The following is a 22729-nucleotide window of genomic DNA, read 5'->3' as shown; positions in this document are numbered from 1 at the left end:
AGGTGGGGTGATTTGGAGTGCAGGGAAAGAACTTTATGATCTGAGTGAAGGCGTGCGCGAAAAGGTTGTCAGCCTCAACGATTGGAACAAACAGCGCAAAGCCGGAAAAGCGACAGTGTCAGGCGATCCTATTCGCTTCCCGGATATGGCCGATGCGGGTGGCACGAAGTCACAAAAAGCCTATCAAGCGAGTAAGGGCGGCAGCGTTATTTCAATGGTGCGTGACCAGAACAAAACGCTGGTGGAGAACGACCGCACAATCATTGAAGAACTAAAGGAGATTGAGGAAAACACCCGTGAACACGGCAAGTCGGGTGGGAAGGGGATTCTTGGCGCATTAGCCGGGGCTATTGGTGCAAGGGCCCTGGGTAAACTCATTGGTTCGCGCATCCTTTCCGGGTTAGCCGCTGCGCTGGGTGGAAAAACCATTCTGAAATTGCTGCAACGTCTTATCGGCGGCGGTGCAGATGATGGCTTGCCATTGCCGGATGCAAGCAGGCCTGGCACACCAGGGAAAACCAAAAAGCCTAAGACGCCAAAAAAGTTAAAGGCGGCGGTAAATTGGCCAAAGTGGCCACCGCAATTGGGGCGACCGTAGTAGGGGGCGCAGCAACCATTAAAGGCGTCTTAACTGGCGGGGAGAAGCCAGAAGAGGTTGAGGCTAAAGTTGAAGAGAAGGCAAAAGCCAAACCGGTTGAAGCCAAAACAGCAGAAACCAAAGCTGCGCAAAAGGTTGAAACGAAAGCGGGCGAAGAAGTTGCGCAGAAGGCCGAAAAAGAAGCGATTAAAAAGGGAGGAGAGAAGTTGCTCGCCAAAACTGCGCTTAAAGCTGTGCCGGTCATTGGTACGGCTATTGGTGCTGGCATGGATGCAGTTGACGGCTATAACGATACGGAAGGCCAGAAAGCAGCATTCAACATTGGTGAAAACCAGGACGTAAGCGGCAGGCAAAAGCGGAGTATACAGCGGCCAATGTGATTAACATGGGCGGGCTGGTTTCAGGTGGGGCAGGATTGCTGGCTAAGGGGGCAAGTGCGCTGGGCTTCGATGGCGTAGCGGAAAAGCTGTCATTCGATACTGGCGACATTGCTAAGTCACTGGATAGCGGCGTAAGCAACGTTAAAGACGTTTTCTCTTCCAGCGGCGATAAACAAATTGATGCGATCCGCGACGGCACAAAGCAAACCACAGACGCCATCAGCAAGCTGGATAAGTCCATCAAAGACAGGGGCACGGTAACAGGCGGCGATTCCGGCGAACCAGCTACCGCAGAGACAACAGAAATCTCGGCACCGGCGGGGCCAACGACCAATACAGTCAGTGATGACCTGAACATTGGCGGCGCTAACGCCAGCAATCGTAATTTCCGCAATAACAACTTCGGCAACATTAAATATGTTGGCCAGAGTGATGCCACGCTGGAAGAGGCGAACGCCAAAGGTGAACAGACGTTTGCTAAATACGACTCGCCGGAAGAGGGAATGCGTGGGCTGGCTAATCAATTAAGCAGCTACGCTGACGGCACCAGCAAAGCGGTTAATTATCAAAAGCTGACCAATGTTCGCGACATCATCACGCAGTTTGCGCCAGCAAGTGAGAACAACACAGAAAACTATATTTCAACGCTGTCGAAAAACCTCGGCGTAAGGGATAACGAGACGCTAGATCTCAATAATCCTGAAGTGATGACGAAAATGATCCGTCAGATTTCTACTATTGAGGGTGGTAATCCGCAGGTAACAGATCAGTTCATTCGCAATGCTATCGGGACGCGACAAAGCGGCAAAGGAAAATGGGAAGGGCAGTTTAACCCTGAGACGCTAGAAAAGCTGAACAAGCAGCGCACGGCAAGTGGGCTGAAGGCGTTAGCGAGCACTGACCAGCGCGCTAATCCTGAACGCTATACCATGACCGATAAGCTGGTGGATGGCGCGAAAGAATACGGCGGCAAGGCGTGGGATACCTCACTAGAAAAGCTGGGTGAATTCCGTGATTACAGTGATGAGCAATTAGGCAAGATTTTCGGCAACGTCGAAGGTCTTCGTGTGCAGGTGCCCGATAAAGGGCTAACGCTACCCACTGGTGACAAGCTTCCGCCTGGCCTAGCGCGTGCGGCGCTGAATCCTGATGATATCGGTAAAGTAGCTGAGAGAAGTAGCATAACGGCTAAGACTGATGGCGTTCAGGCCACCAGTGAGCCGGAAGGCATTAAAACCGTTGATGCTTCGCTGGTGGGTGTTGCTCGTCCTGTCGATAACGTTGTGCCGCTGAGTGAAGTAAACAAACCCCATCTTGTTACTTCCACCAGCGCGCGTGTACCCGGCAGCAGGGCGAAAACGGCCCCGGCTGACCCTAAAGAAGCGGAGGGAGATCAAGGCTGGTTTGGCTCTACGGTCGATACGATGAAAGACATTGGCGGCAAGTCGCTTGATGTGATGGGCGGAATTGGTAAGAACGCACTGACCAGCATGGGGATTGATGTTGATAACCCTATGCAGTGGATGGCCAGCCAGGCGGGCGGTACTGTTTCCGGGCTAGTGTCAGGTCTTACGGGCGGCGTCATGCAGAATACGCCGCTATCTTTCCTGAGCGATACAGTGTCCTCCGCGCTGGGTAATAAATCGGGTGAACTGACCAGTAAGGCAATCAATTCATTCTCCACCGCGCCACGCGCGCCGGTTACGGATTTTGCCGGTAGTGGTATTGCGCCGGTCGCTGCACGCGACAAGGAAACGCGCGGTAGCGATGAGCAACAAACCAGCCTGCTTGAACGTATTGCAAAGGCGGTCGAGAAGAAAGAGCCTGAGAAGAAAGAGGCTAGCGTAAACCCGAACAAAACCACGGAAACTGCGCAACCATCGCCGCGTAAGGATATTCCGTTAAATGTGGGGATTCGTCATTGGAGCAATTATTCAAATAAAAAAAGCGGCCTAGCTGCCGCTTTAACTATTTCCTATATGCAAACATTTTTTTGAATGCAATCATTTTAAATTTATCTCTTTCTGAAGCGAAAACCTTCCAGCTTTTTTTGAATTCAGCTTGATAAAATTCAATAGATTCCTTTTTTGAATTGTCTTTCTTATTCACCAATAGATCATGAAACATTTCTGCTTCAACGAAAAAACTATTTATTGAGGATCGGAGTTTTTCAAACTCTGGTTCTTTTTGAAATGTAATCGACCAAGCAAAAAGCTATCATGTAAAGTCAAAGCCTCATCATAAGAACTTCTGGCTTGTTTAATGCTTTCTGCTGCATCTGACAAGAATTGGTCATATAAGCTCTTATCCATATTTTCCAGTTTTTGGTCGGTTTCATAAAGGCAAGCATGTATTATTTTGTTTAGCCTAAATATTCTGTAGATATTCTCAATAAACTTCGATGTGCGCTCAAACGCTTTTTCTGATGTTTTGGTGCTTTCCCATCTTGTTAAGCTATATAAAGCTAAAAGAAGGGTGACGGTTGAAGCTGTAGCAGTGAAAGTCGCGGGTTCAATTTTTTCACCGAAAAACCAAATATCTAATTGAATGAAAATAAAAGCACCTAGATACAGAAATAACATGTGGCTGCTAAAGTTATCCCAAATTGATTTCAAATAGTCCTTCATACCTAAGCCTGTAACGGAAAAAAGTGTAATTTAACGGATTAATTATTGATTGCAATCACTTAACAGTAGGTAGATCAGAAAAACGAGTCGTATATGCTGGTGAAAGCATTTCACGCTTCATCTGCCAAGTTTTTTGAATGCCTTGACCGGCAAACCATAGCGAACCCTTGCCGGACTGGTTAAGCCCGTCAACCACGCGCATTAATGCTTCGCTGTTGGCTTTGGGCTGGATTTCATCGAACAAACCTAACTGCGCTACGCCCTTATTGTAAAAATCCCCCAACATGATGCCTGCTTTTGCATAGCGGGGGCCTTCTTGCCAGATTTCATCGAAAACCGTCATGGCCATCTTGATAATATCGCGCGTGTCATTAGTGGGGATCTGACATTTGGCTGTGCCTTGTTTAGAACAATATTCGCCGTATGTGTCATATCCGCTGGTACGAAAGAAGATTGTAACCGTCTTACAAAACTGGCCTTCACCGCGTAGCTTTTCCGCCGCGCGTTCAGCAAAGGCGCACAATGACTGGCGCACATCTTCTTTATCGGTAACTTTTTCTCCATATGAGCGACTGCAAACGATTTGTTGCTTAGTCGCAGCAACTTCTTCCAGTTCTAAACACGATTCGCCGCGTAGCTCTCGAACGGTGCGCTCCAGCACTACGTTGAAATTTTTCCGTATCATGCCAGTATCTGCATTGGCCAGATCAAGGGCCGTTTTAATGCCCATTGTATTAAGCCGTTTACTGATACGTGAACCAACGCCCCAAACATCCGATACCTCGACAAGTGCCATTAACTTGCGCTGGCGTGCGGGATCAGTCAGCGCAACAACTCCACCTGTTTTAGTCCATTTTTTTGCAGCGTGATTAGCCAGTTTAGCAAGGGTCTTAGTCTGCGATATGCCTACACCGACAGTTAAATGTGCTTCACGCTGAACCCTTTCACGTACTTCGCGTCCGTACTCTTCCCATGACACCAGGTTTTCCATACCTTTCAGATAAAGCCAACTTTCATCAATGCTATAAACCTCTGTTTTAGGTGCCATTTCCTCAAGTATGGTCATCACTCTCAAGCTCATGTCAGCATAAAGCGCATAGTTTGAACTGAAGACGTTAACACCGTTCTGTTTGAAAAAATTGCCGCACTTAAATAATGGCGCACCCATTGGTATGCCTAATTTTTTAGCTTCAGCCGATCTTGCGATCACGCAGCCGTCGTTGTTGGACGCTACGACTACAGGTTTTCCCCACAGGTCCGGGCGAAAAACCGTCTCACACGATGCGTAAAATGAGTTCACATCACAGAGGGCGAACATAGCGACGGCTCTGCGCGGGTGAAATGATATAAGTCACAACGCCAAAAATATGTAATGGCGTGGCTTCAGTGATATCTATCGGTGGGTATTTGGGATTCATGGCCACCAGCGATACGCGAGGATGCTTAACAAGGTTGCGCACTTTGTATTCTCCGTCCACAGCGGCGATTACAACGTCTCCATGCTCTGCAATCTTCGACGAATCGACTATTAACAAGTCGCCATCGTAAATGTGTGCATCTACCATCGAATCCCCTTCGACTTTTAAAAAGTAAGTAGAAACAGCTTTACCGACCAGCAACTTGTTCAAATCAATTCCTGACTCATGATAGTCATTTGCTGGCGACGGAAAGCCTTTAGGTTTTAACCGAATAAAACCCGGTATTTCAGCGTCATCCGGTAACGCCTCGTTTTTCTCAAAGCTCATTTCAACCAAGTTCCACTGTTGTTATATACAGTATTAGCGAGCCGCCATCTAAATCAAGCGAAACGTTAAATACTGAGTCTGTTTGCCTATTAGTAAATCGTAGCCCCTCCCGTAAAACCTCGCCTGACAGTCGATGATTCCTCACTTTCGATAGATTAGCCACGCATTAACTGAACCCTACAGGGGGTGGGCAATGAATGAGATAGACAGCCTGTTACGTGTTACCGGCGAAGGCGTAAGCGTGAAGCTAGGCGATAACGAAGCGCAACAGGCAAAGGTAGAAGAGTGGCTTCACACGCCGGAAGGCAGCATTTATGGCCTGCCAGGGTGGGGAAACCCGCTTCAGAAGTACAAACATGAACCAATGAATACCTTCACAGAGGTGGCCATTGAAAACGACATAGTGACGTCTATCAGGCGGGACATTCCCGATGTGCAAATAACAGGTATCAGGATCGAGGCAATAGAAAAGGATTTGTACTACCTGGAGATTGGCCTGCCGTGGGGTGACTACAACATCGGTTTACAGAAAGGTTAGGCATGACTACACAGGAATTATACGAAAAGTTTAATAACCTGCTGCTGGGTAATAGCTGGTGGCAGCGGTTCGTTAACAGCCAGTTCATCAAAATGTTTGCCGTGATGGGCAGTCAGGTTATTTACGCAGCGCAGGTAGCCGCCGCAAAGGCACTGACAGAGGGTTTTATCAGTACAGCAACACGTCGATCATCCATTCTTGCCGCCGCTGAAGATAAGGGCTATGTAGCGCGCCTTATCACGCCAGCGGTGGGTACGGCAAAAGTGTCCAACAAAACAGACAGCGAAGTTGCGCTGGCGCTCTACAGTACGCTCATTTCCGACGCGCAGTATGCCTATATGCTTATGGAGCCGATCACTCTGGTGGCAGGCGAGGTGAGAACCGGCGTTTCAGTGAAGCAGTTAGAGAAACAGCGAATTACCGTGGCGGTTGATAACGAAACTGAATTTCTTTCAGTGACGCTTTCTAAGGAACTGACCGCACGATGTGCGCAAATTGATGTTTACGTTACCGAGGGCGGCAAGCCCGTTCTGTGGAAATACAATTCGCAGTTTCGCTTGTCCAAAAAGACCAGTCGAGATTATGTGATGTTTTTCCGGCCAACGGAGCAAATCGGGATTCGCTTCGGTGATGGATCAATAGGCATGATGCCAGCGGAGGGCGAAAGCATCCTGATCGATGTCTGGTTAAGTGATGGCGATATTACTCTGGTTCAGGGGCAAGCACTGACGCCAAGCGGTGACTATGCAGAGCTTGCCAACAGTGTTGAAGTTGTCACGGATACGCCGATTACTAACGGGGCCGGGTTTGAAACCACGGAGGAAACCCGTAATCGTGCGCAATACTACGTTGCCTATGATGAACAGGTAGTGTGGGGGGTGATTATAAACATTTCCTTAAAACCGTCATTCCTGGCATGAGTTGGATTAATGCCTGGGGAGAAAAGGAGCAGGAAGCACAGGACGGCTTTAAATCAATCGCCAACATCAACACGGTTTTCCTTTGTGCTCATAAACCGGGAATGACTCAGGATGAGATTGGTGCGGCTATGCTTGCAGCATTGGCCAACGTGCCCAATGAGTTAAACAAAAACTTCAAGCACGTTCAGACCAACGAGAAACCCTTTACTCTGGACATGACCGGCACGGCGTTAAAAACGGTTAACCTGGTAGAAGCGGAGCGCAAAATCCGTAGCGTGCTTGAAAGTAATGCAGGCCGTGATTCAGTGGGATCGGATACGAATGATACGGACGAATATTCACGCGTAACGCGCAATAAAATTTGGGCTATCGTGCAGGAAACAGAACTGCTTTCTTCGTTCAATATCTCGATCACGGGTATGTCTGATGCCGTGGCGCTGAATGACTTCGTTTATCTCGATGTCACTAACTCCACTATTACTCTGACGTACTGAGGCGAATCATGGAAGAGAACTGGTTTAAAAAGCGATTAATCCCCGCTAAGCAGACGTCCGAACTGTGGACCGGCCTTGCTGATGCCATGCAATCGTTACTTGAAAGCGCCGTTTTACCACTGATACAGCGAACGGCTAATCGCAAATCGCTCTTTTCAATGGATAGCGAAGATTTAACAACGCGTATCAGCGAATTAGGGCGATTCTTTTACATCAATGAAAGCAGCGGATCATCGTTGCCAGTGCTGCTACAACAGCGCCTTGATGAAATCCACTTCAAAGGTACTGATCGCCCTATTGAGTCAACATTGTGGCGCGAGTTTAAAAACCTTGCGGCAGAATGGGCACCGCTTTATGCACCAGTCGATCAGGAACGTTTCCCCTACGGCACTTATTTTGTCACGGCTGACGAACTGGAAGCGGCAAAACCTAAATACGGCGACTTCTTTTTGACTTCACGCGGGCGTATCAACGTGGCGTTGAATGCCGTTTATGACACATTTTCAGACGTTAACCCGGAAGACGTGCTTAATGAATTTGTGTCGCAGTTTAAACTGGTGGTAGAGCCGCTTATCCCGCTTACCATCGTCTTTGATGGCATGGGCTACCATCTGGCTTATGAAATCACTGAGCGACAAATTACTTTCACCCTGGCGGCTGTCACAACTGAGATCCGCGACGGCACATGGTATTTTCCGCCTCAAAAATCGACTATTACTCTGACCGGTTTTAACACAGCGCAGCGGGTGGAAGGGACGGTAGCGGATATTAACAGGCCACTGGAAACGCCAGTATTTCGCCTCGACAACCATCGCATTGATTCGTGGGGCCTCGATCAGATTGCTGCGCCACAAATCAGGCCGCAAGCCGCACAACCTGACGGGCGCTTAATCGTTGCTGATGGCGTGGCCACACTGCAAACACTGGGTTTTCGTGGGTGTGTAGTTGAATTCACGGACGGCACCATTGACGGGTTTAACTTCCCGGACGGGTCCACCAGCGTAATTTTGCCGATCACTGCCATCCTCGCGCAAAACATCAAAAGCATTCTTTTTCGCGATACTTACTAACCAGTCTTCAGCCCGTTGCCTGGCGGGCTACTTACCTCCGCCATAACTCACTTTTTTTAAACTGCCTGCCATCTGCCCACACGTTAAAGGTGATTTTTATATGGCTGCTATTACGGCGGTGACTGGCGCGGGGAAACTCTTTCGCGCCGCACTGCTTGATTATTTTTATACACGCCGCGCTGAATCAGAAATCGGCTTGGGTAATCGGTTTAAATACGTGAAGGCGTATTTTGGTACATCGGCACTGGTAACGAAAAATCCGGCTGGTGGCTGGACCGTGGCGGAAATCCCACTGAAGTATTCACTGAGCGATCTGCAAAACAAGTTTGCTGAAGCGGAACTCATTTGTACTGCCGATGAAGGACTGATTACCGTGACGGCGACGTTACAGGATGCAGTGCTGCCCGCTGATACCGCTTATGACTTCAACACTCTAATGCTGCTTGATGCTGATGATAAAGCATTCGCCGTGTTGTGCTGCCAGCAAGACACGCTCTACCAGGGTAAAGCTTTTACGGCCAAACTCACTATTGACCAGAGGGCAAACTGATGGCCGCTGTAACAGCTTTAGGCGGCGTTGCAGTCGTCGCCGCCAATGCACAAACTGGCCTCGTAGCTGACGTACAATACCTGGAGCAATTCGGATCTTCTGCGCTCAACCGTAAGGCATTTGGAATTTTCGGCGCTGGTGTATACCGTGGCTATACCGTGGTGCCAGGCACCGGTCTGAATGTTACCGTGAACCCGGACGGCACTAAACCCGGCGTTGCGTCGGTTAACGTCGATAATTTCCAGATCACTGTCCAGCTACTAAATGCGCAAACTGTGGCGCTGGCCGCTGGCAAAACGAACTTTGTCATTCTTGAGGCGGTATACGGGCAGGGCGTACTGACGAAGCAGGTAGACAGCACCGCCACGCAGGAAGCCGCTTTATTCCGTGTTGTTTACGCTGAAAGTGACATTCCGGTAAATGCCATCGAGATTGCGCGGATTACGCTTGCAGCGGGCGCAAAGAGCGTGGCCGCTTCGCAAATTGATATCACTAAACGTTATCAGTATCTGGTGGCGTATGAGCCAACTGACGACATTCACGATACTCGCGAAACGCGTTTGTTAACTGTCAAAGCCGGTAAATCATTTCTGCCGCTGGCTGGTGGCACTGTTACAGGTGCGCTGACGTTAGACAGTACGTTAGATGTAAAAGGTGGCGCGACTTTTCAGGGTGACGTGAAAGCTGATGGTAATGGCTATTTCAACCGGGTACGTGGCGTCTACGGTATTGATGTTGGCTACGACAGTGGCGCATCTAATACTCGCCAGTTAAATTTCTATTCCGCCAGTGATAATACGTTAACAGGTTATATCAATGTCGTGGGTGGTAGCCTCACGGCAAGCTACATGACGGTACGCGCTGGTTTTCTTCAGCTTAACGGCGCACTGAGCACGAACGGTACATTCTCCGCAGCCGGTGCGGTGAGTATCGGCGATTCGCTTACTGTTACAGGTGCAACAGCACTAGCGAGCACGCTTGCAGTAGGTGGAAACGTAACTGCTAATGGCTATGGTGCATTTACCTCTTCAGGTATGTCACTACTGATTAAACCCGCTACGAAAGATTCCACCTATTATCTTCGCGGGCAAAAATATGATGCTACGAATCACTGGTATTTAGGCCAGGGAAGCGCATCAACTGATGTGGTAACGCTTCAAAACCATCTAACCGCTTCTTTCATTGATCTGGACGCTAACCTTGTCACGCTAGGTGCATCAACCGTCAATGCAACCGGCGCGTTGAGTGTGGCGGGAAACACAGCCTTAAGCGGCACATTAAATGTCAGTGGGATTAGTTATTTTGGCTCATCGCTTCGCGCAGCACGTTATCTTGATCTGGGTTATCAAAGCACAGACGCAGCAAGTACGCAGATTACTTTTTACTCTGGTGCAGCGAGCACTAAAACGGGCGCAATTGTTGTAAGCGGTTCAACGCTATCTACCAGCACAATGGCTATTCAGGCTGGTGGAATTACCACAACCGGTGCGCTTTCAATAGGTGATTCTCTGACCGTTTCAAAAGCGGCTGCTTTTGCTGGGGATATTACCGTGGCTGGCTCAGCTATTTTGAGCGGAAATATGACTTCACTGGCCACGGCTACTGAATTGGTTCCGGGGCCAAACACTCAGTACGCATCTAATAATAACCGATACATGCCTAAAGTACGGCTTGCTGGTCTGACTGGCAATGGCGAATCGCTAATGGCCTTACAGGGATACAGTTATTCGACTGCTGGATTCGCGCCAGGTATTTCCGGTACGCGTTCTATGGGTACACTCGGTAATCATGGGCAGATGAGTAAGGGTAAAAACGTATTTACTCTTATGGGTTCTGCTAGTGATGGAGCCGATTACCAGACTTTAGGACGAATTGATTTTTATACTTCTGAAGACACTACTGCGACAGGTTCAGGCGGCGAAATTCGCATTTTGACTACACCTAAAGGCACTACTACACCCACAACCGCTGCAATCTTTGGAAATGACGGTTCCCTGACTGTTAGTAACTTTGGTTTATTCAATGCCAACGTCAACGCTCTAATTTTGAAGCCACAAACGGCTGACAGTTCATACTATTTGCGCGGCCAAAAAGTGACGGTACTGCCCACTGGTATTTAGGCCAGTCGAGCAATGGTACGGATAATGTTACCTGGGGTAACAACACCAGCAATAAATGGCTCATGCTAGGCGCGGATGGAACCGGCAACAGTAACGTAACCAATATGAACTTCCAGGGTGGAGTTACTGTTGGTTCAGCCGGATTAGAAGTGAAAGGAGGTGGTTCATTTAATGCCAGCCTGACATTAGGCTATCGACAGATGTTCCAGCGTGCTAACGCACCAGGTTATCAATCGTTTAGCCGTACCGAAATGACATCCGCACCATCATCTGATACTGAAATCGGGCGAGTACTGTTTGGTTACGGTATGACTGATTCAGACAGTTGGGGTACGGGGGCGTATTAGGGTATCTCAGTACCTATGCTCTTAAAGGTGGGGGCGGAAGAGTATTCCTTAATGCCAACAATGATTCAATTAAGACAACGGCTGGAATAAATCTTGATGGCAGCGCCGGTACGATTACTTTTACCGGTGATGCAACATTTAGCGGAGCGGTAAATTTCAACGGCATCATCAATGCTAACCGTCACGATAGCTGCATCATGTTCAGTTCATCCGACAATTCTAAGCCTATCATTGCTGCAAACTATTCATCCGCAGGTAATTTTGGCTTTTGGGACACCACAAATAGCGGCTGGTTATTAAGAAAGGACACCAGCGATAATTGGATCATGCCTGCCAATCTTACGGTAGGTGGTTCTATTACCGCGCCCGGCGAAATTATCTCAAACGTAAATGGCAACAACGTGCGCATGGCAAACGGCACGTATGGCGTTATTCACCGCAATTATGGCTCAAACTATTACGTTCTACTTACTGATAGTGGTGATCCGCAAGGTAACTATAATTCCCTACGGCCCATCACAGTTGCTCTTTCATCGGGATTGGTAACTTTGGGTAATAGCGCAAAAGTGATCGGCAACCTAGAGGTCACTGGAGCCGCAAGCCTCGGTAATTCGCTCACCGTTTCAGGTGGCGCGGCATTTGCCAGCACTGTGAACGTTTCAGGCAAAATGACTATTGCTAACTCTTTAAGCGTAGGTAACGCAGGGACGGGTACTTTTGCGTCAACAACTGCATCTCTGAATATAGGCGACTCCGACACGGGATTCGTAAGCCCTGGAGCTGGCTTACTGGATGTTTATTGTAATAACGCTCAAGTTGCACGCTTTCAGCCTGGCGGAATAGTAAGCAAAGGCGTCGTATATACGGGTAATGGAGCCTCTTATCTTAATAGTGATGGAAATGTATACGGTTCTGTTTGGGGCGGTTGGCTTAGTAATCGCCTTGCATCTATAGAGAGCAACTCAAACAGTAATGCCATGTCAGATTTTGGCCGTGGTGGTCAGCAATTTAAAGCAGGTGGAGACTGGATTGGAGCCTGGGAATGCCCAGCGGGCTGTGTAATGACAGGTTTAAATTCAGATTATAATGATGGTCGTAAAATGGGTATTTATTTTAGGCAATTAATTGGCCGAAAAATTAGCGGTGCTCAGTTTGGTGTTGGAGATTTTGCATAATGACGGCAGCAAAAAGATCATTTAAAGGCGTTAAATATGTTGGTTTGAAGTTGCACGATAAAGCATTTCCCGCCGATCCAAAAACAGGATACCCAGGAACGCCAGTTACTTGTTTTGTTGATAACTTAGGCCGCGATTGGTACGACGAACGTGAAGATAACAAATGGGGGCGATTGTTGCTACTTGGCCAGACGGTCAAATTGGTGCGTTTGAGAATGACGCTATGAAGTTTATACCCGTTGAAGGATATGACGTTTGGGAAATAGACCTAAATGACATGCCAGAAACAGACAAAATGAAATTGTTTGGTAACTACGCATATAACGGCGAAGCGTTCACAAAGTTGTAATTTCATAAAGAGTACAAGATGAGTGATTTAGAAATAGTAAACGATGGAAACCAGAATGGTGTAGGTGATGTAGCAACAATTGCGCCGGTTGAAAATTTGGATGCAGCAGAAGATATGAAAGAGGAAGAAGTCGCCCAGGTTCCTTTCCTACGCAAAGCAATGGTGTTGGGTTCGCCCGCGCTGGTGCAAAGCATACTGACCATGCCTGATACGTTTGTCATGCCGGGTTACACGTTGGTGGCGCTGGAAGAAAACACAGTATGCGAGCCGGGAATGCTTTATGACGAAGCAACCGGCACTTTCAGCGTATATGTGCCGCCTGAACCGGAAGCAGAAGACGAAACGGCAGAAGAAACAGTGACAGAGCAGACTACCGCTGAGAGTGAAAATACTGAAGCTGAAGCAGCCAGTAGCGCCGAATAAAACAAACTTCTATGGGGCCAATAGGCCCCTTTTTACGCCTGAAATTCCCACTCGCTTCCGCAAAAGTCACTTTTGTTAACCTCGCGCCGCAGCTTATTCGATGGAGGAAAGATTGTGTACAGCAGCATAAACACAATCGCTATTGCGGCGCTGCTATCCCTGCTAAGCGGCGTAGCTGTTTTCTTACAGGGGGTGCGAGAGGAAAGGATTAAACGTGACTGGCTGAATTTTTTCACCGAACTAAGCGTTGCGTTTGTTTCCGGGGCAACTGCGTATTTCGCGGCGGCTCATTACCAATGGGAAGAGGCGCTTCTTTTCCTGTCGGTACTCCTGGCGAGCAATAACGGTCGTGAGACAGTGACGAAGGGTAAGGACATGTTTTTACAGGCCATTCAGGCGATTTTCATTAAGAAGGGGGTCTAAGTGATCCGTGAGGTTTTTTTAGGGATTGTGATTGCGGCGGCGCTTGCTGACCGCTACGGCTGGAAGCGTAAGCAAGCTGTTATAAGTGATATTGGTGAAGAGGAATATCAGGACGACGATAACGTTATTCGTTTCCCCGTCAGTTTTAAAACCTCGCGCTCGAACATTAAAGGCGCGCAGGTTGAGTATTGTCTTCGCGACAAAAACGATCCTTCAACGGTAATCACTGGCAAAACGCGATCCCTGTTTTTTTCCAAAAAAGGCGTAGCGCGTGAATACCTTTTTTTCAGTCGCAAATATCTTAAGGCAGGTAATTGGGTTTTGCAGGTGCGCATGACGCACGGCGACTGCCGCGTAAATCCGCTTTATCGCCTTTTTCCAATCCAGACTACACAGGAAAAGAATTTTTATCTGCCTGCCGACAAGGTGGTGATAGCAGATGATTAATCTCAATTCGAAGAACGGTAATCAATACCATCTTCTTGATTATAACAATCTAAACGAGCGTGGCCTGACACCACTTAAAAAGGCGATTGAGAGAAGTGGTGTAGAGATTGCCAAAATCATCCAGGCTGGCACCGCACGCCGTAAAGATGGCGTGGCCATGCGCACGTTTGGCCTCAAAGTAATGGATGAGCAAGAAGTCACGGTACAGGTAAACGACACTGGCGACGTCTCCGCAATCAGCCTTAACAAGAAAGCCGTTCCCTATACCGGCGCGCGAAATCTGAGTGAACTGGCAAAGGTTATTGCTGATGCCATCAAGGCCAACGCTAATACCTTCGCAAAATCACTGGAGCGCAAACTGGCGCGTGCTGCTAAGCCGCAGGATGGCCAATCAAAGAAGCCCGCCGTTAAATCTAATGCGCAGCGCCTGGCTGAGCAGAACGCCCGTATTGACGCCGCTAAAGCCAATATCCAGACCGTACAGCAGTTTTACGCTGAGCGTGAGCAGGCAGCGACAAGCACCCGAACGAAGATGGAAACGGCAAAGACTGAACTGAAGTCTGAGCAGGCGCGCAACCGTCAGCTAAAGGGTGAATTAGAGCAATTGCAGGGGCAGAAAGACGATGATTAATCCTTACCATCCAGTAAACGGCATCGCCATTTATGATCGCGCTGATTATGACGTAAAGCCGCTGAGCGATACGCAGATTGACAGTCTGATGTCAGATGACGAAGACGCACTTTTACTTGAGCCGACCACGCTTGAAGACATCGAACACACGTATTTAGGCGAGCATTTAACTGATGCAGGCGAAACGGCGATGTTCGAAGCCGTCAGCACCACTAAACAGCGCCTGGCACAAACCATGCGCGCTTTTGTGCGTGTTCTAAATCGCGGTTTAAACGGCACTGGCATTACAGCAGGCACCCATGATGCCGGTACGGACGAAACCGGATTAGCGGTTGTTGGCGGCGCGATGATTGGCAACGTGCGTAAGGTGTCCGGCGTGCCGGTCATGACTGCAAAAATCCCTTGCACCGATGGTCAGAGCGTTTCACTTATTTTTCACAGTCCGACCGCAGACGGCGCGAAGCTGGTTAGTAGTGATGCGCTGGTTGCGTTTAAGTTTCTTCTTAACAAGCGTGATGTGACACATGTTGTCGCACCGATTGGCGGTCGCGATATGTCGCTGGACCAGACGGCGCAAACTCTGTCGAATCTCATCGAGCGAAACTCTGCCAAATTCCAGAAACTGCAAGAGACGCACAGCAAGCTGAAAGCCAGCGCAGAGAGCGCAGAGGATGAAGCGAATAAGCTGGAAGCACAGGCAGCAGAAGAAATGGCTAAAGCTGATGCTCTACGTGATGCGCAGCCCGCGCTTGATAGACAACTTAAGAAAACCAACGCCGCGCTGAATCGCATCAAAAAATCCAATGGCGATTTGGAACGGCAGATTGCCGATCTCAAGGCTAAAAAGGCTTCTAAGCAGGCAAATCAGGGAATTGAAGCAGGCAATCAGCCACCAGCGCCAGAAGACAAGCCCGCAGAAATTAGCAATTCTGATAAGCGGGAACCAGAATCATCCGCCCCCGATATCGCAAAGCAAACCGCAGCAACAGATCGTGACAACCTGAAAGCCTTTGTAGGTGCAAGTGCGAACATTACGGATGCCTACGACTTTTACCGTTGGTTCTATCGCACGATGGGCACGGCGTCTGATCCGAATCCATTGAAACGCAGCGGCGAAGGCAGTTTGAGCATGGATGACTGGATGCCGCGCCTGAAAGCGGCATTTCCGAACGTGCCTGCAACCGGCGATGTTGAAGGCGACCAACCTACGCAGCAGGCATGGTTTGAGGCAATCTACCTTGATATGTTCCCGCCATCTGAAGCAAGCCAATATACTGAACAATCGGGCAACACCGGCACTACAGACGACGCCAGTAAAACAAATCTGTTTTATTACGGAATGAAAGCGCGTCCGAACTGGAAACCGCGCGGCGCTGTTGAGCAGTGGCCTGTAGAAGAGGCGAAAAGTTTACCCGTCATACAGCACAAGGGCGTAAAACAAAATGATTACCGCTGGGGCGTTGTTGCATATGCAGAGCCGCTAAGCGAAACCAAAGTTTACGATTACGAGCTGGTGGACTTCCAGGCTATTACAGCCCCATCTGATGCGCGCGCGATATGGGATGAACTTACCCCGCTAATTGCTAATTTCAAACTCGATAATCCTGAAGCCACTGATAAAAATTTCATTAGCCAGTACCTTAAATTCAACGCGCCGGATTGGGATAAACAACCGCAGTCAGTGAAAGATGCGGGGGAGCAATGGGCCTTTTGCGCGTGCTCGCACGCACCAGCGGAAAAACCACGTTTGATACCTTCAGAGAATTGTATGACAGCGTGCCAGCAGCGGTCCGACCGGAAGCAGCAGCGGCAGAATCTGACACTCAATCGGCTGTAATTGAGCCGGAAAACGGCGCTGTGAACGATAGCCGGGAGCACCAAAATTCACAGACACAGCCTGATGGCACTCCAGATTTCGAAGAGCCGGAGCCGACCGATCCGTCTGCTATTGCAGCGAAAAAAGTGGGTGATTTAATCGGTTGGGCATGGGACCTCGTAAGCGCATGGGGCCATGCCCTGGGTTATGACTCGCGCCAGATGGATGAGATTGCGAATTATGTGTCAGAACATGCCACGCCTGAATATCTGACCGCCGTTAATGAAGCGATGAGCACTGGCAAGCGTATCCCGAAGGTGGAAGAACTAAACAACGCCGCTGAGCATCAGCAGGAAGAAGAGGAAGCACCATTGAACGAAGCCGATACAGCCGCACAGGCAGGTATTGATTACCTTCACGGGCTGCTTTCCTTCCAGTCAACCGATCCGGCCAGCATTGACGCTGAACTGGCGAAGGTGGAAGACATTGCCGCTACGCTGACCAACGCGGGCCAGATGGATGAGAATGAAGATTTACTGAATCACGTAGCCGATCATCTCGTTAGCCTGTCTGTAGCCGTGGCGCAAGGAGGCAACTAATGGCTTTAACCGCCTTAGAAAAAATCCGCCTCGGTCGCCAACTAAACCCGTTGATTCTGGACGCAAACGGCGCAACCGGCTTACGCAAAATTACTATCGGGCGGCAGATTAACGCTCTGTTAATTCAGTTAGGTTATGGAAGTCATACTGCCGCAGACAATACCACCCCGGCAGCAAACGAAACCACGCCACCAGCAACTGCTAATGACTCTGAGCCGCCAGAACCCGCCAAACCTGAAATCGTGGCGGCGTTTTTGAATGGTGATTACGTCACTCAAGACAGCGATGATTTCACTCAGACGTTAACTCAACTGGAGCCGTATCTCGATATTTTCCTGACAATGGATGACGTGTTGGGCGGGGCTTCAGACTGGTTACGCGAAAAGTACCCGGAAGCGGCCTGATAATTTATGCCCGGCGCAATGTCGGGCTTTTTGGTGTGAATATGCAGCAAACCGTATTACAACAAATCCAGAGCGCGCCGACCGTTAAGTCGCTTATTGCCGTTATTCGTCAGGCATTCAATCGTGGACGCAGTTCATTCGTGGTGACGGCCAAAGGGGATGAAGTTAAAACCCGATTCAAGCTGGTGGATGCTAATGATCTGCTTGTGTCCAATCATCAGGATGGGCGCATAAACGAAAACTATCCGCAGGAACTTCAACCGCGAGATCGCACTCGCTTTTCCAGCAAACTCCAAGTGAACAACATTTCCCGATCTCTTCGACCGGCGCAATTGACTGATTCAGGTCTGTCCAGCCACGGATCACCTATTGTCGGACCGGATAATGTTGTCGAATCCGGTAACGGTCGCACAATGGGGATTATTCGGGCCTATGCAGAAGGCAAGGCTGATAACTATCGTGAATTCCTCATTAAGAACGCCCGCAGCTACGGTATTTCAGCCGCAGATGTAAAATCCATGCAAAGGCCCTTGTTAGTGCGTGAGCGCCTCACAGATGTGGACAGGGCGCAATTTGCAAAAGACAGTAATTTGTCGGATCTGCAAGAAATGTCAGCCAGTGAAAAAGCTTTCGTGGATGCGGAAAGCATTACCCCGGATATGATGAAGTTGTTTCAACCTTCAGAAAGTGGTGATCTGCTTGCACGGTCAAACGATGGTTTTATTCGAGCTTTCGTTACGCAGATTGGCGCAACGGCAGCGGCAGGTTTGCTGACAGAAGACGGCAGGCCTACACGCCAGTTAATTGACCGATTACAAAACAGCATTTTCGCCAAAGCGTATAAAGACGAACGCCTTGTGAAAATGGTGTCCGAGGAACCTGACCCGGATATGCGTAACGTCCTGACTGCGCTTAATACAGCAGCGAATGATTTTGCCCAAATGCAGATCCTTTCCGGCGATGTACACAAAGAAACGGTGAGCACGCTGGTGGATGGAACTGAAGACGTTGCCAGCCTCGATAAGAAGGCGCTCGGCGCGCTCAAAGAGGCAGTCGATTTGGTTCGCCAGGCAAAGGAAACAGGCCAGCATATTAAAGATGTGATCGCTCAATTAGGTATGTTCGAAAATGCCAGCGATGAAGCAAAGGCGCTGGCGCTTTTTATCGTTGATAACAACCGTTCAGCGAAGCGAATGGGCAAAGCTTTTAAGCTACTGGCCGATAAAATTAATTCGGAACTTACCCACCAGCAGCAGGCAATGGGCGACATGTTTGGCGGCGGTGATGTATCGCTTCAGGACATTTTGCGACAGGTATCGGATGAACTTGAGGCAGAAGGGGGCACCGGCTTAGGCGGACTGTTTTGACATGAATAGATATTAAAAACGCATATTTGGGATGCTTAAAGTTCCATATCAAAGAGTAGCTTTAAGATTATTCCTGGTTGGGATAAAGTGTCTATATATTTCAGTCCGTTTTAGAGGGTCGCATTTTTAATGAAGTTCAGATTCGTTTCGATCATTCTTATGTGCTTTTTAGTGACCAGTTGTGCCACAGAAAGCAAATATAAGGCTGCACTGAATACCTGGCTTGGCTCATCTGAAATAAGCTTGATTCAGGCATGGGGGCCTCCACAGCAAGCATATGAAACTGAAGGACATAAATTTCTTGTTTATTCAAACTCATCAAACATGTACTTGCCAGGAACCTCCCCAACTTATCAAACAACTTTGATAGGTAATACTGCCTATACTAACGCTTATGGCGGTACGCCCGCGATGAATGTGGCTATGTCTTGCACTACAACTTTTGAGGTAGTAAACGGAGCTATAACGAACTGGCGTTACCAAGGGAATAATTGCGTTTCAAAGTAAACCATTTCCCGATTAATACTAAAAAACCCGCCAATTGGCGGGTTTACTGTTTCTGGTCTTGGTTACACGCCCGCGCGCAACATGCGGCCTAAATCATCATTTTTCTTAGTTGTCTTTTTAATCAGGTCATTGCATATCCACTCTCTGCCGTTGGAAGTTATTTCAACGTCGGGTCGGATGGCGCGGCGGTCAGCGGTTATTTTAAAACCCTTAGACAATAACAAGTTGCGGTAACGCTCTAATTGGTTGTTTTGCGCGATTGTCATCATAATTTTTAGCCTTTCGTTAGGATGCTCTTTTCGTCAGGTAGTGCGGAGGATCGCCGCCACGTCTGCTACTTTTTGTTTAACTAGGGAAGGCGCCCGTAAATCTTTCTGCAAGAGTTTGAAGTCTTTCGAATCGTCAGTCAGCGCCTGCAAAAAGACTAATGCGCCTTCGATATCATTTCCTTCAAAACCTAATGCAGTTGCATTAATTACAACCTGATTGAGTAATGATTTATGCACTTCAATCAGGTTATATGCCTGACGTAATAGCGGGGCGTTCGCAGTGTCTACCTTAGCCAGATCCCACAATTGAGTAGCTACCGGCACTGACGCTAGTTGCGTGTCGGACATACCTTACATTTTCCTATTAGATAAATAGACATTATCCAGCGACTGTACAACGGAAATATTTGAAACACAATTAATTATTAGAAAAATAGACATAGAAACCCGGTATTCGCCGGGTTGAATGTGTAGTGCTGTATGCAGGCCGTTTGTGTTAACGAAGTTTGATGTTTTCGCTGTCCAAAATGTCGGGGAGAAGGTGAAGAATTTCCTCCTGCGTAAGAAGTGCATTACCTTCGGAACCAGCTTCATGCCCGCACAAATAACCGGCATGAAAAAGTGTTGCTACGTTCTGATTAAGCGCAATATTTTTCCATCGGTCCATCTGTTCAAGCGCCAGCAACACGTTATCGGCACTAAAAATCTCATCCGCTTTATCCAGTAAAGCAGCGTAATCCCGTGGAATAATATCAATCCCTTCTTGCGCGGCGACCATTTGGCTTATCTCAATCGCTAACCTGCGCATTTTCGCCAGTGTATCGTCGATCCCGTCTCTCATAGTCCCTCAGTCTTTATTGATGAAAGGGGTGCAATAACCCTTGTGAGTATATCCATCACACGCATGGATTCTGTTACGGTTAGAGGCGCACTGCCAAATAATTATCAATTAGTTTAATGATCATGATTCCAGCATATAGGACTGACTCTTGCCAATCAATTTTCTATTAGAAAAACAGATTAAGAGTTAACTGAGGAAGTTACGCGATGGTTAAGCGAATACTTTTTAAGCTTTTAAGAGCCAGGGCCTTTTAGGCGTTTGAAGCAGGGACTACAACTAAAGCCAAGTGGGGCCATCCGGCCCCAAAGAGTTAAGCAACAATGCCACCAAACTCTAGAAATTTCTGCTGAATGACCGCCAGTGATTTTGTCGGCTGGCCATGTGGAGAACCTGGCAGGGATGCCCAAATATCACAGCATTTCTCAGCAAAGGCTTTCATATCGCCACGATCAACATCTGTAAGGGCTTTTTGCTCACGAATGATTTGCAGAGCAAGACGATCCTGCGAGGCCGGGCTAAAATCCGGCAGGCCAAGCTGTTTTTTATAGGCTGGCCACCAGCGGTACATTTGTTGATAACGACCGGCTGCATTTGATGTTGCGCCTGATTTGCTCCATACCTTGCTGGGACGGCCATTAGCAAACGGGTGATCTCGGTAGTCAGTAAAAACTTCACCTTTTTCGCCCAAACCCGTCACGATCACGTCATAGCCATTGTTGCGAGTGAAAGGACTGGTGCTGGTGCCTTCACAAAATGCAATCACGTCTAATGCGGCTTTACGGTTCGCTTTCGAAATATCGGTCATAACTCAACTCATTGTCATATCGGCAAAATTGCCGCCGCGTATGCTATTAAAAGTGAGTTTTAGGACCGGTTAGCGGCCTTTAAACATGTCACGAATTCTGTTCAGATGGCCGCTAATGATTTCAGGATTCTTTTGGGCGTTAGCCTTTGCCAATTCAAGAGCTGCATCGTGTTCACGGTTTGCTGATTCGAACCGGTTACTGTTGTAGCTGGTCTGTGGAGCGCGTTGTGTAGAGCGTTGTTCAGTGCGTTTCTGAGTCTTAGGAGTTTTGCCGGTATTCCACCCCATCGCTTCCAGTTCGTCGTCTGTGGATACAGCTTTAGATTGAACGTGTTTTCTGCGGAGGTATGCAGCGCGAGTTAGCTGAGCCGCTTCTTCTTCACGCTTTTGGCGGGTTTCCGTCAGGGCTTTGTTGGTCATAGCCTTGCGTTCCTGGCCTGTTAAAGAATTCCTTAAAATGGAATGAAGCTTTTCCGAGCCAGTGCGAGGAAGGTTTTTATTTTCTTTTTCTGGTTTGTTAACAACTACTTCTTGTGGGTCATTTTGACCTGGGGATGACGGGACAATCTGTCCTATGGGGGACGCTTTAAAAAAGCTTTAGCCGCATCGAGAGATAGGATCTTGCGAAATGTTTTTTTAAAAGGTGCCAGAGCCTTATCTACCAGTTTTGACAGTTCAGCCTGAGCGATAGTGCGAAGGTTTTTAATGCTTGCCGGTGACAATTGCTCGGTGAAAAATGAGCGCGCTGCTGCGATGAATTCCGGTGCGAAGGTATAAACATTTGGCTGGTGGCCTTTAATACTGTCGGTCACGGTAGTACGGGTCATAATCCCGCTTGCCTCAATCACTCGCATGTAACGTTGAACGCTTTTGGCACAAACATCCGCTTTTGTGGCCATCGTGGCTTTGCTGTAATAGAGCTGGTATGCCTCAGATGCTGCCGCAACGTTACAAATCTTCGTCAGAAAATCAGAGGCAGTACGAGTGATAAAGCGCGAAGCCATCTGACGAACAAAGAATTCCAGCGCGATCCCGGTGACGTTACCGGCGCGAATATAGGGATTTGCAGAAGTTCTTGATTTTTTTACGACTGGAACCGATTTTTCGCCGGTCAAATTATTGTCAGGTGTGGTCGCCTGCGATAAAATTGCGGGCATGGGCATTACGATGTTCATACAAACCTTAGATTCAGTAGTCGAAAGGTTGCTGTGAGGCTGGCGGGCCAATAACAGCAAGCAGATAAAGCAGTTCTGCGGAGAAAGCGTCAGTTAATCTGGCGTTTTT

General features: G+C 48.4%; 28 protein-coding genes and 1 pseudogene. 20 read left to right on the top strand and 9 right to left on the bottom strand.

The window, feature by feature from the left end; all coding sequences use genetic code 11:
• The first annotated feature begins 7 nt into the window (after positions 1–7).
• Genes O3W44_RS22220 through O3W44_RS22210 form a run of 3 tightly spaced genes read left to right on the top strand, consistent with a single transcriptional unit; the run spans position 8 to position 2975 of the window.
• Positions 8–598: a hypothetical protein gene (locus O3W44_RS22220; protein WP_269294901.1), complete on the top strand. Its 591-nt coding sequence runs from the start codon at positions 8–10 to the stop codon at positions 596–598.
• On the top strand, positions 562–978 hold the full coding sequence (locus tag O3W44_RS22215; RefSeq protein ID WP_269294900.1) for a hypothetical protein: 417 nt from the start codon (positions 562–564) through the stop codon (positions 976–978). The genes O3W44_RS22220 and O3W44_RS22215 overlap by 37 nt, the downstream gene beginning before the upstream one ends.
• Positions 979–983: 5 nt before the next feature.
• Positions 984–2975 carry a hypothetical protein gene (locus O3W44_RS22210; RefSeq protein WP_269294899.1) on the top strand — a complete coding sequence of 664 codons (1992 nt, stop codon included), beginning with the start codon at positions 984–986 and terminating at the stop codon, positions 2973–2975.
• 153 nt (positions 2976–3128) lie between these two features.
• On the opposite strand, the gene O3W44_RS22205 is transcribed toward O3W44_RS22210, so the two are convergent.
• From O3W44_RS22205 to umuD, 3 genes are read right to left on the bottom strand one after another with little or no spacing between them, the layout of a single operon-like run.
• Positions 3129–3605, bottom strand: coding sequence for a hypothetical protein (locus O3W44_RS22205; RefSeq protein ID WP_269294898.1), 477 nt, complete (start codon positions 3603–3605; stop codon positions 3129–3131).
• A gap of 55 nt (positions 3606–3660) precedes the next feature.
• Positions 3661–4923, bottom strand: coding sequence for a translesion error-prone DNA polymerase V subunit UmuC (gene umuC / locus O3W44_RS22200; protein ID WP_269294897.1), 1263 nt, complete (start codon positions 4921–4923; stop codon positions 3661–3663).
• Entirely contained in the window at positions 4907–5350 is a 444-nt protein-coding gene (umuD, locus tag O3W44_RS22195) for a translesion error-prone DNA polymerase V autoproteolytic subunit (RefSeq protein ID WP_269294896.1), read from the bottom strand. Before umuD ends, umuC begins: the two co-directional genes overlap by 17 nt.
• Before the next feature lie 193 nt (positions 5351–5543).
• On the opposite strand from umuD, the gene O3W44_RS22190 reads away from it, so the two are divergent.
• The 17 genes and pseudogenes from O3W44_RS22190 to O3W44_RS22110 form a co-directional block, all read left to right on the top strand.
• Complete coding sequence (locus O3W44_RS22190) at positions 5544–5888, top strand: hypothetical protein (RefSeq protein WP_269294895.1); 345 nt, start codon at positions 5544–5546, stop codon at positions 5886–5888.
• A 2-nt stretch (positions 5889–5890) separates the two neighbouring features.
• Positions 5891–6808 carry a baseplate protein gene (locus O3W44_RS22185; protein ID WP_269294894.1) on the top strand — a complete coding sequence of 306 codons (918 nt, stop codon included), beginning with the start codon at positions 5891–5893 and terminating at the stop codon, positions 6806–6808.
• Positions 6805–7302 (top strand): hypothetical protein, encoded by a 498-nt coding sequence (locus tag O3W44_RS22180; RefSeq protein WP_269294893.1) that lies wholly within the window; start codon positions 6805–6807, stop codon positions 7300–7302. Before O3W44_RS22185 ends, O3W44_RS22180 begins: the two co-directional genes overlap by 4 nt.
• An 8-nt stretch (positions 7303–7310) precedes the next feature.
• A complete protein-coding gene (locus O3W44_RS22175) occupies positions 7311–8372 on the top strand; it encodes a phage tail protein (protein ID WP_269294892.1) in 1062 nt (353 codons plus the stop codon).
• Between the two features lie 100 nt (positions 8373–8472).
• Complete coding sequence (locus O3W44_RS22170; protein ID WP_269294891.1) at positions 8473–8922, top strand: phage tail protein; 450 nt, start codon at positions 8473–8475, stop codon at positions 8920–8922.
• Complete coding sequence (locus O3W44_RS22165; protein WP_269294890.1) at positions 8922–11042, top strand: hypothetical protein; 2121 nt, start codon at positions 8922–8924, stop codon at positions 11040–11042. The genes O3W44_RS22170 and O3W44_RS22165 overlap by 1 nt, the downstream gene beginning before the upstream one ends.
• Before the next feature lie 62 nt (positions 11043–11104).
• Positions 11105–11389, top strand: coding sequence for a hypothetical protein (locus tag O3W44_RS22160; RefSeq protein WP_269294889.1), 285 nt, complete (start codon positions 11105–11107; stop codon positions 11387–11389).
• The gene (locus tag O3W44_RS22155; RefSeq protein ID WP_269294888.1) at positions 11368–12564 is read left to right on the top strand and encodes a phage tail fiber protein; all 1197 of its coding nucleotides are present in this window, start codon (positions 11368–11370) and stop codon (positions 12562–12564) included. The genes O3W44_RS22160 and O3W44_RS22155 overlap by 22 nt, the downstream gene beginning before the upstream one ends.
• A complete protein-coding gene (locus O3W44_RS22150; protein WP_269294887.1) occupies positions 12564–12791 on the top strand; it encodes a hypothetical protein in 228 nt (75 codons plus the stop codon). Before O3W44_RS22155 ends, O3W44_RS22150 begins: the two co-directional genes overlap by 1 nt.
• 140 nt (positions 12792–12931) lie before the next feature.
• On the top strand, positions 12932–13336 hold the full coding sequence (locus O3W44_RS22145; RefSeq protein ID WP_269294886.1) for a hypothetical protein: 405 nt from the start codon (positions 12932–12934) through the stop codon (positions 13334–13336).
• A 114-nt stretch (positions 13337–13450) separates the two neighbouring features.
• Complete coding sequence (locus O3W44_RS22140; RefSeq protein WP_269294885.1) at positions 13451–13759, top strand: holin; 309 nt, start codon at positions 13451–13453, stop codon at positions 13757–13759.
• Positions 13760–14206, top strand: a complete 447-nt coding sequence (locus tag O3W44_RS22135) for a lysis protein (protein WP_269294884.1) — start codon at positions 13760–13762, stop codon at positions 14204–14206.
• Positions 14199–14837, top strand: coding sequence for a hypothetical protein (locus O3W44_RS22130; protein WP_269294883.1), 639 nt, complete (start codon positions 14199–14201; stop codon positions 14835–14837). The genes O3W44_RS22135 and O3W44_RS22130 overlap by 8 nt, the downstream gene beginning before the upstream one ends.
• A complete protein-coding gene (locus O3W44_RS22125) occupies positions 14830–16674 on the top strand; it encodes a hypothetical protein (protein WP_269294882.1) in 1845 nt (614 codons plus the stop codon). The genes O3W44_RS22130 and O3W44_RS22125 overlap by 8 nt, the downstream gene beginning before the upstream one ends.
• A 20-nt stretch (positions 16675–16694) precedes the next feature.
• Positions 16695–17252 carry a hypothetical protein gene (locus tag O3W44_RS22120; protein ID WP_269294881.1) on the top strand — a complete coding sequence of 186 codons (558 nt, stop codon included), beginning with the start codon at positions 16695–16697 and terminating at the stop codon, positions 17250–17252.
• Positions 17252–17656 (top strand): hypothetical protein, encoded by a 405-nt coding sequence (locus O3W44_RS22115; protein ID WP_269294880.1) that lies wholly within the window; start codon positions 17252–17254, stop codon positions 17654–17656. Before O3W44_RS22120 ends, O3W44_RS22115 begins: the two co-directional genes overlap by 1 nt.
• Positions 17657–17721: 65 nt before the next feature.
• Positions 17722–19020, top strand: a pseudogene (locus tag O3W44_RS22110) (hypothetical protein); the annotation flags it as partial.
• Positions 19021–19592: 572 nt separating this feature from the next.
• Here the strand turns inward: O3W44_RS22110 and O3W44_RS22105 are convergent.
• The 6 genes from O3W44_RS22105 to O3W44_RS22080 form a co-directional block, all read right to left on the bottom strand.
• Complete coding sequence (locus O3W44_RS22105; RefSeq protein WP_269294878.1) at positions 19593–19799, bottom strand: hypothetical protein; 207 nt, start codon at positions 19797–19799, stop codon at positions 19593–19595.
• A 33-nt stretch (positions 19800–19832) separates the two neighbouring features.
• Positions 19833–20147 carry a hypothetical protein gene (locus O3W44_RS22100; protein WP_269294877.1) on the bottom strand — a complete coding sequence of 105 codons (315 nt, stop codon included), beginning with the start codon at positions 20145–20147 and terminating at the stop codon, positions 19833–19835.
• A gap of 148 nt (positions 20148–20295) precedes the next feature.
• A complete protein-coding gene (locus tag O3W44_RS22095) occupies positions 20296–20640 on the bottom strand; it encodes a hypothetical protein (protein WP_269294876.1) in 345 nt (114 codons plus the stop codon).
• A gap of 310 nt (positions 20641–20950) precedes the next feature.
• Positions 20951–21445 carry a glycoside hydrolase family 24 protein gene (locus O3W44_RS22090; RefSeq protein WP_269294875.1) on the bottom strand — a complete coding sequence of 165 codons (495 nt, stop codon included), beginning with the start codon at positions 21443–21445 and terminating at the stop codon, positions 20951–20953.
• Positions 21446–21514: 69 nt separating this feature from the next.
• Positions 21515–21865 carry a hypothetical protein gene (locus O3W44_RS22085; RefSeq protein ID WP_269294874.1) on the bottom strand — a complete coding sequence of 117 codons (351 nt, stop codon included), beginning with the start codon at positions 21863–21865 and terminating at the stop codon, positions 21515–21517.
• Positions 21866–22017: 152 nt separating this feature from the next.
• On the bottom strand, positions 22018–22620 hold the full coding sequence (locus O3W44_RS22080; protein WP_269294873.1) for a hypothetical protein: 603 nt from the start codon (positions 22618–22620) through the stop codon (positions 22018–22020).
• Positions 22621–22729 lie beyond the last annotated feature (109 nt).

Origin of the sequence: Pantoea sp. LMR881 (genome assembly GCF_027157825.1) — a bacterium.
GTDB lineage: Bacteria > Pseudomonadota > Gammaproteobacteria > Enterobacterales > Enterobacteriaceae > Pantoea > Pantoea haifensis.
This window is presented reverse-complemented; position numbering and strand designations above follow the sequence as displayed.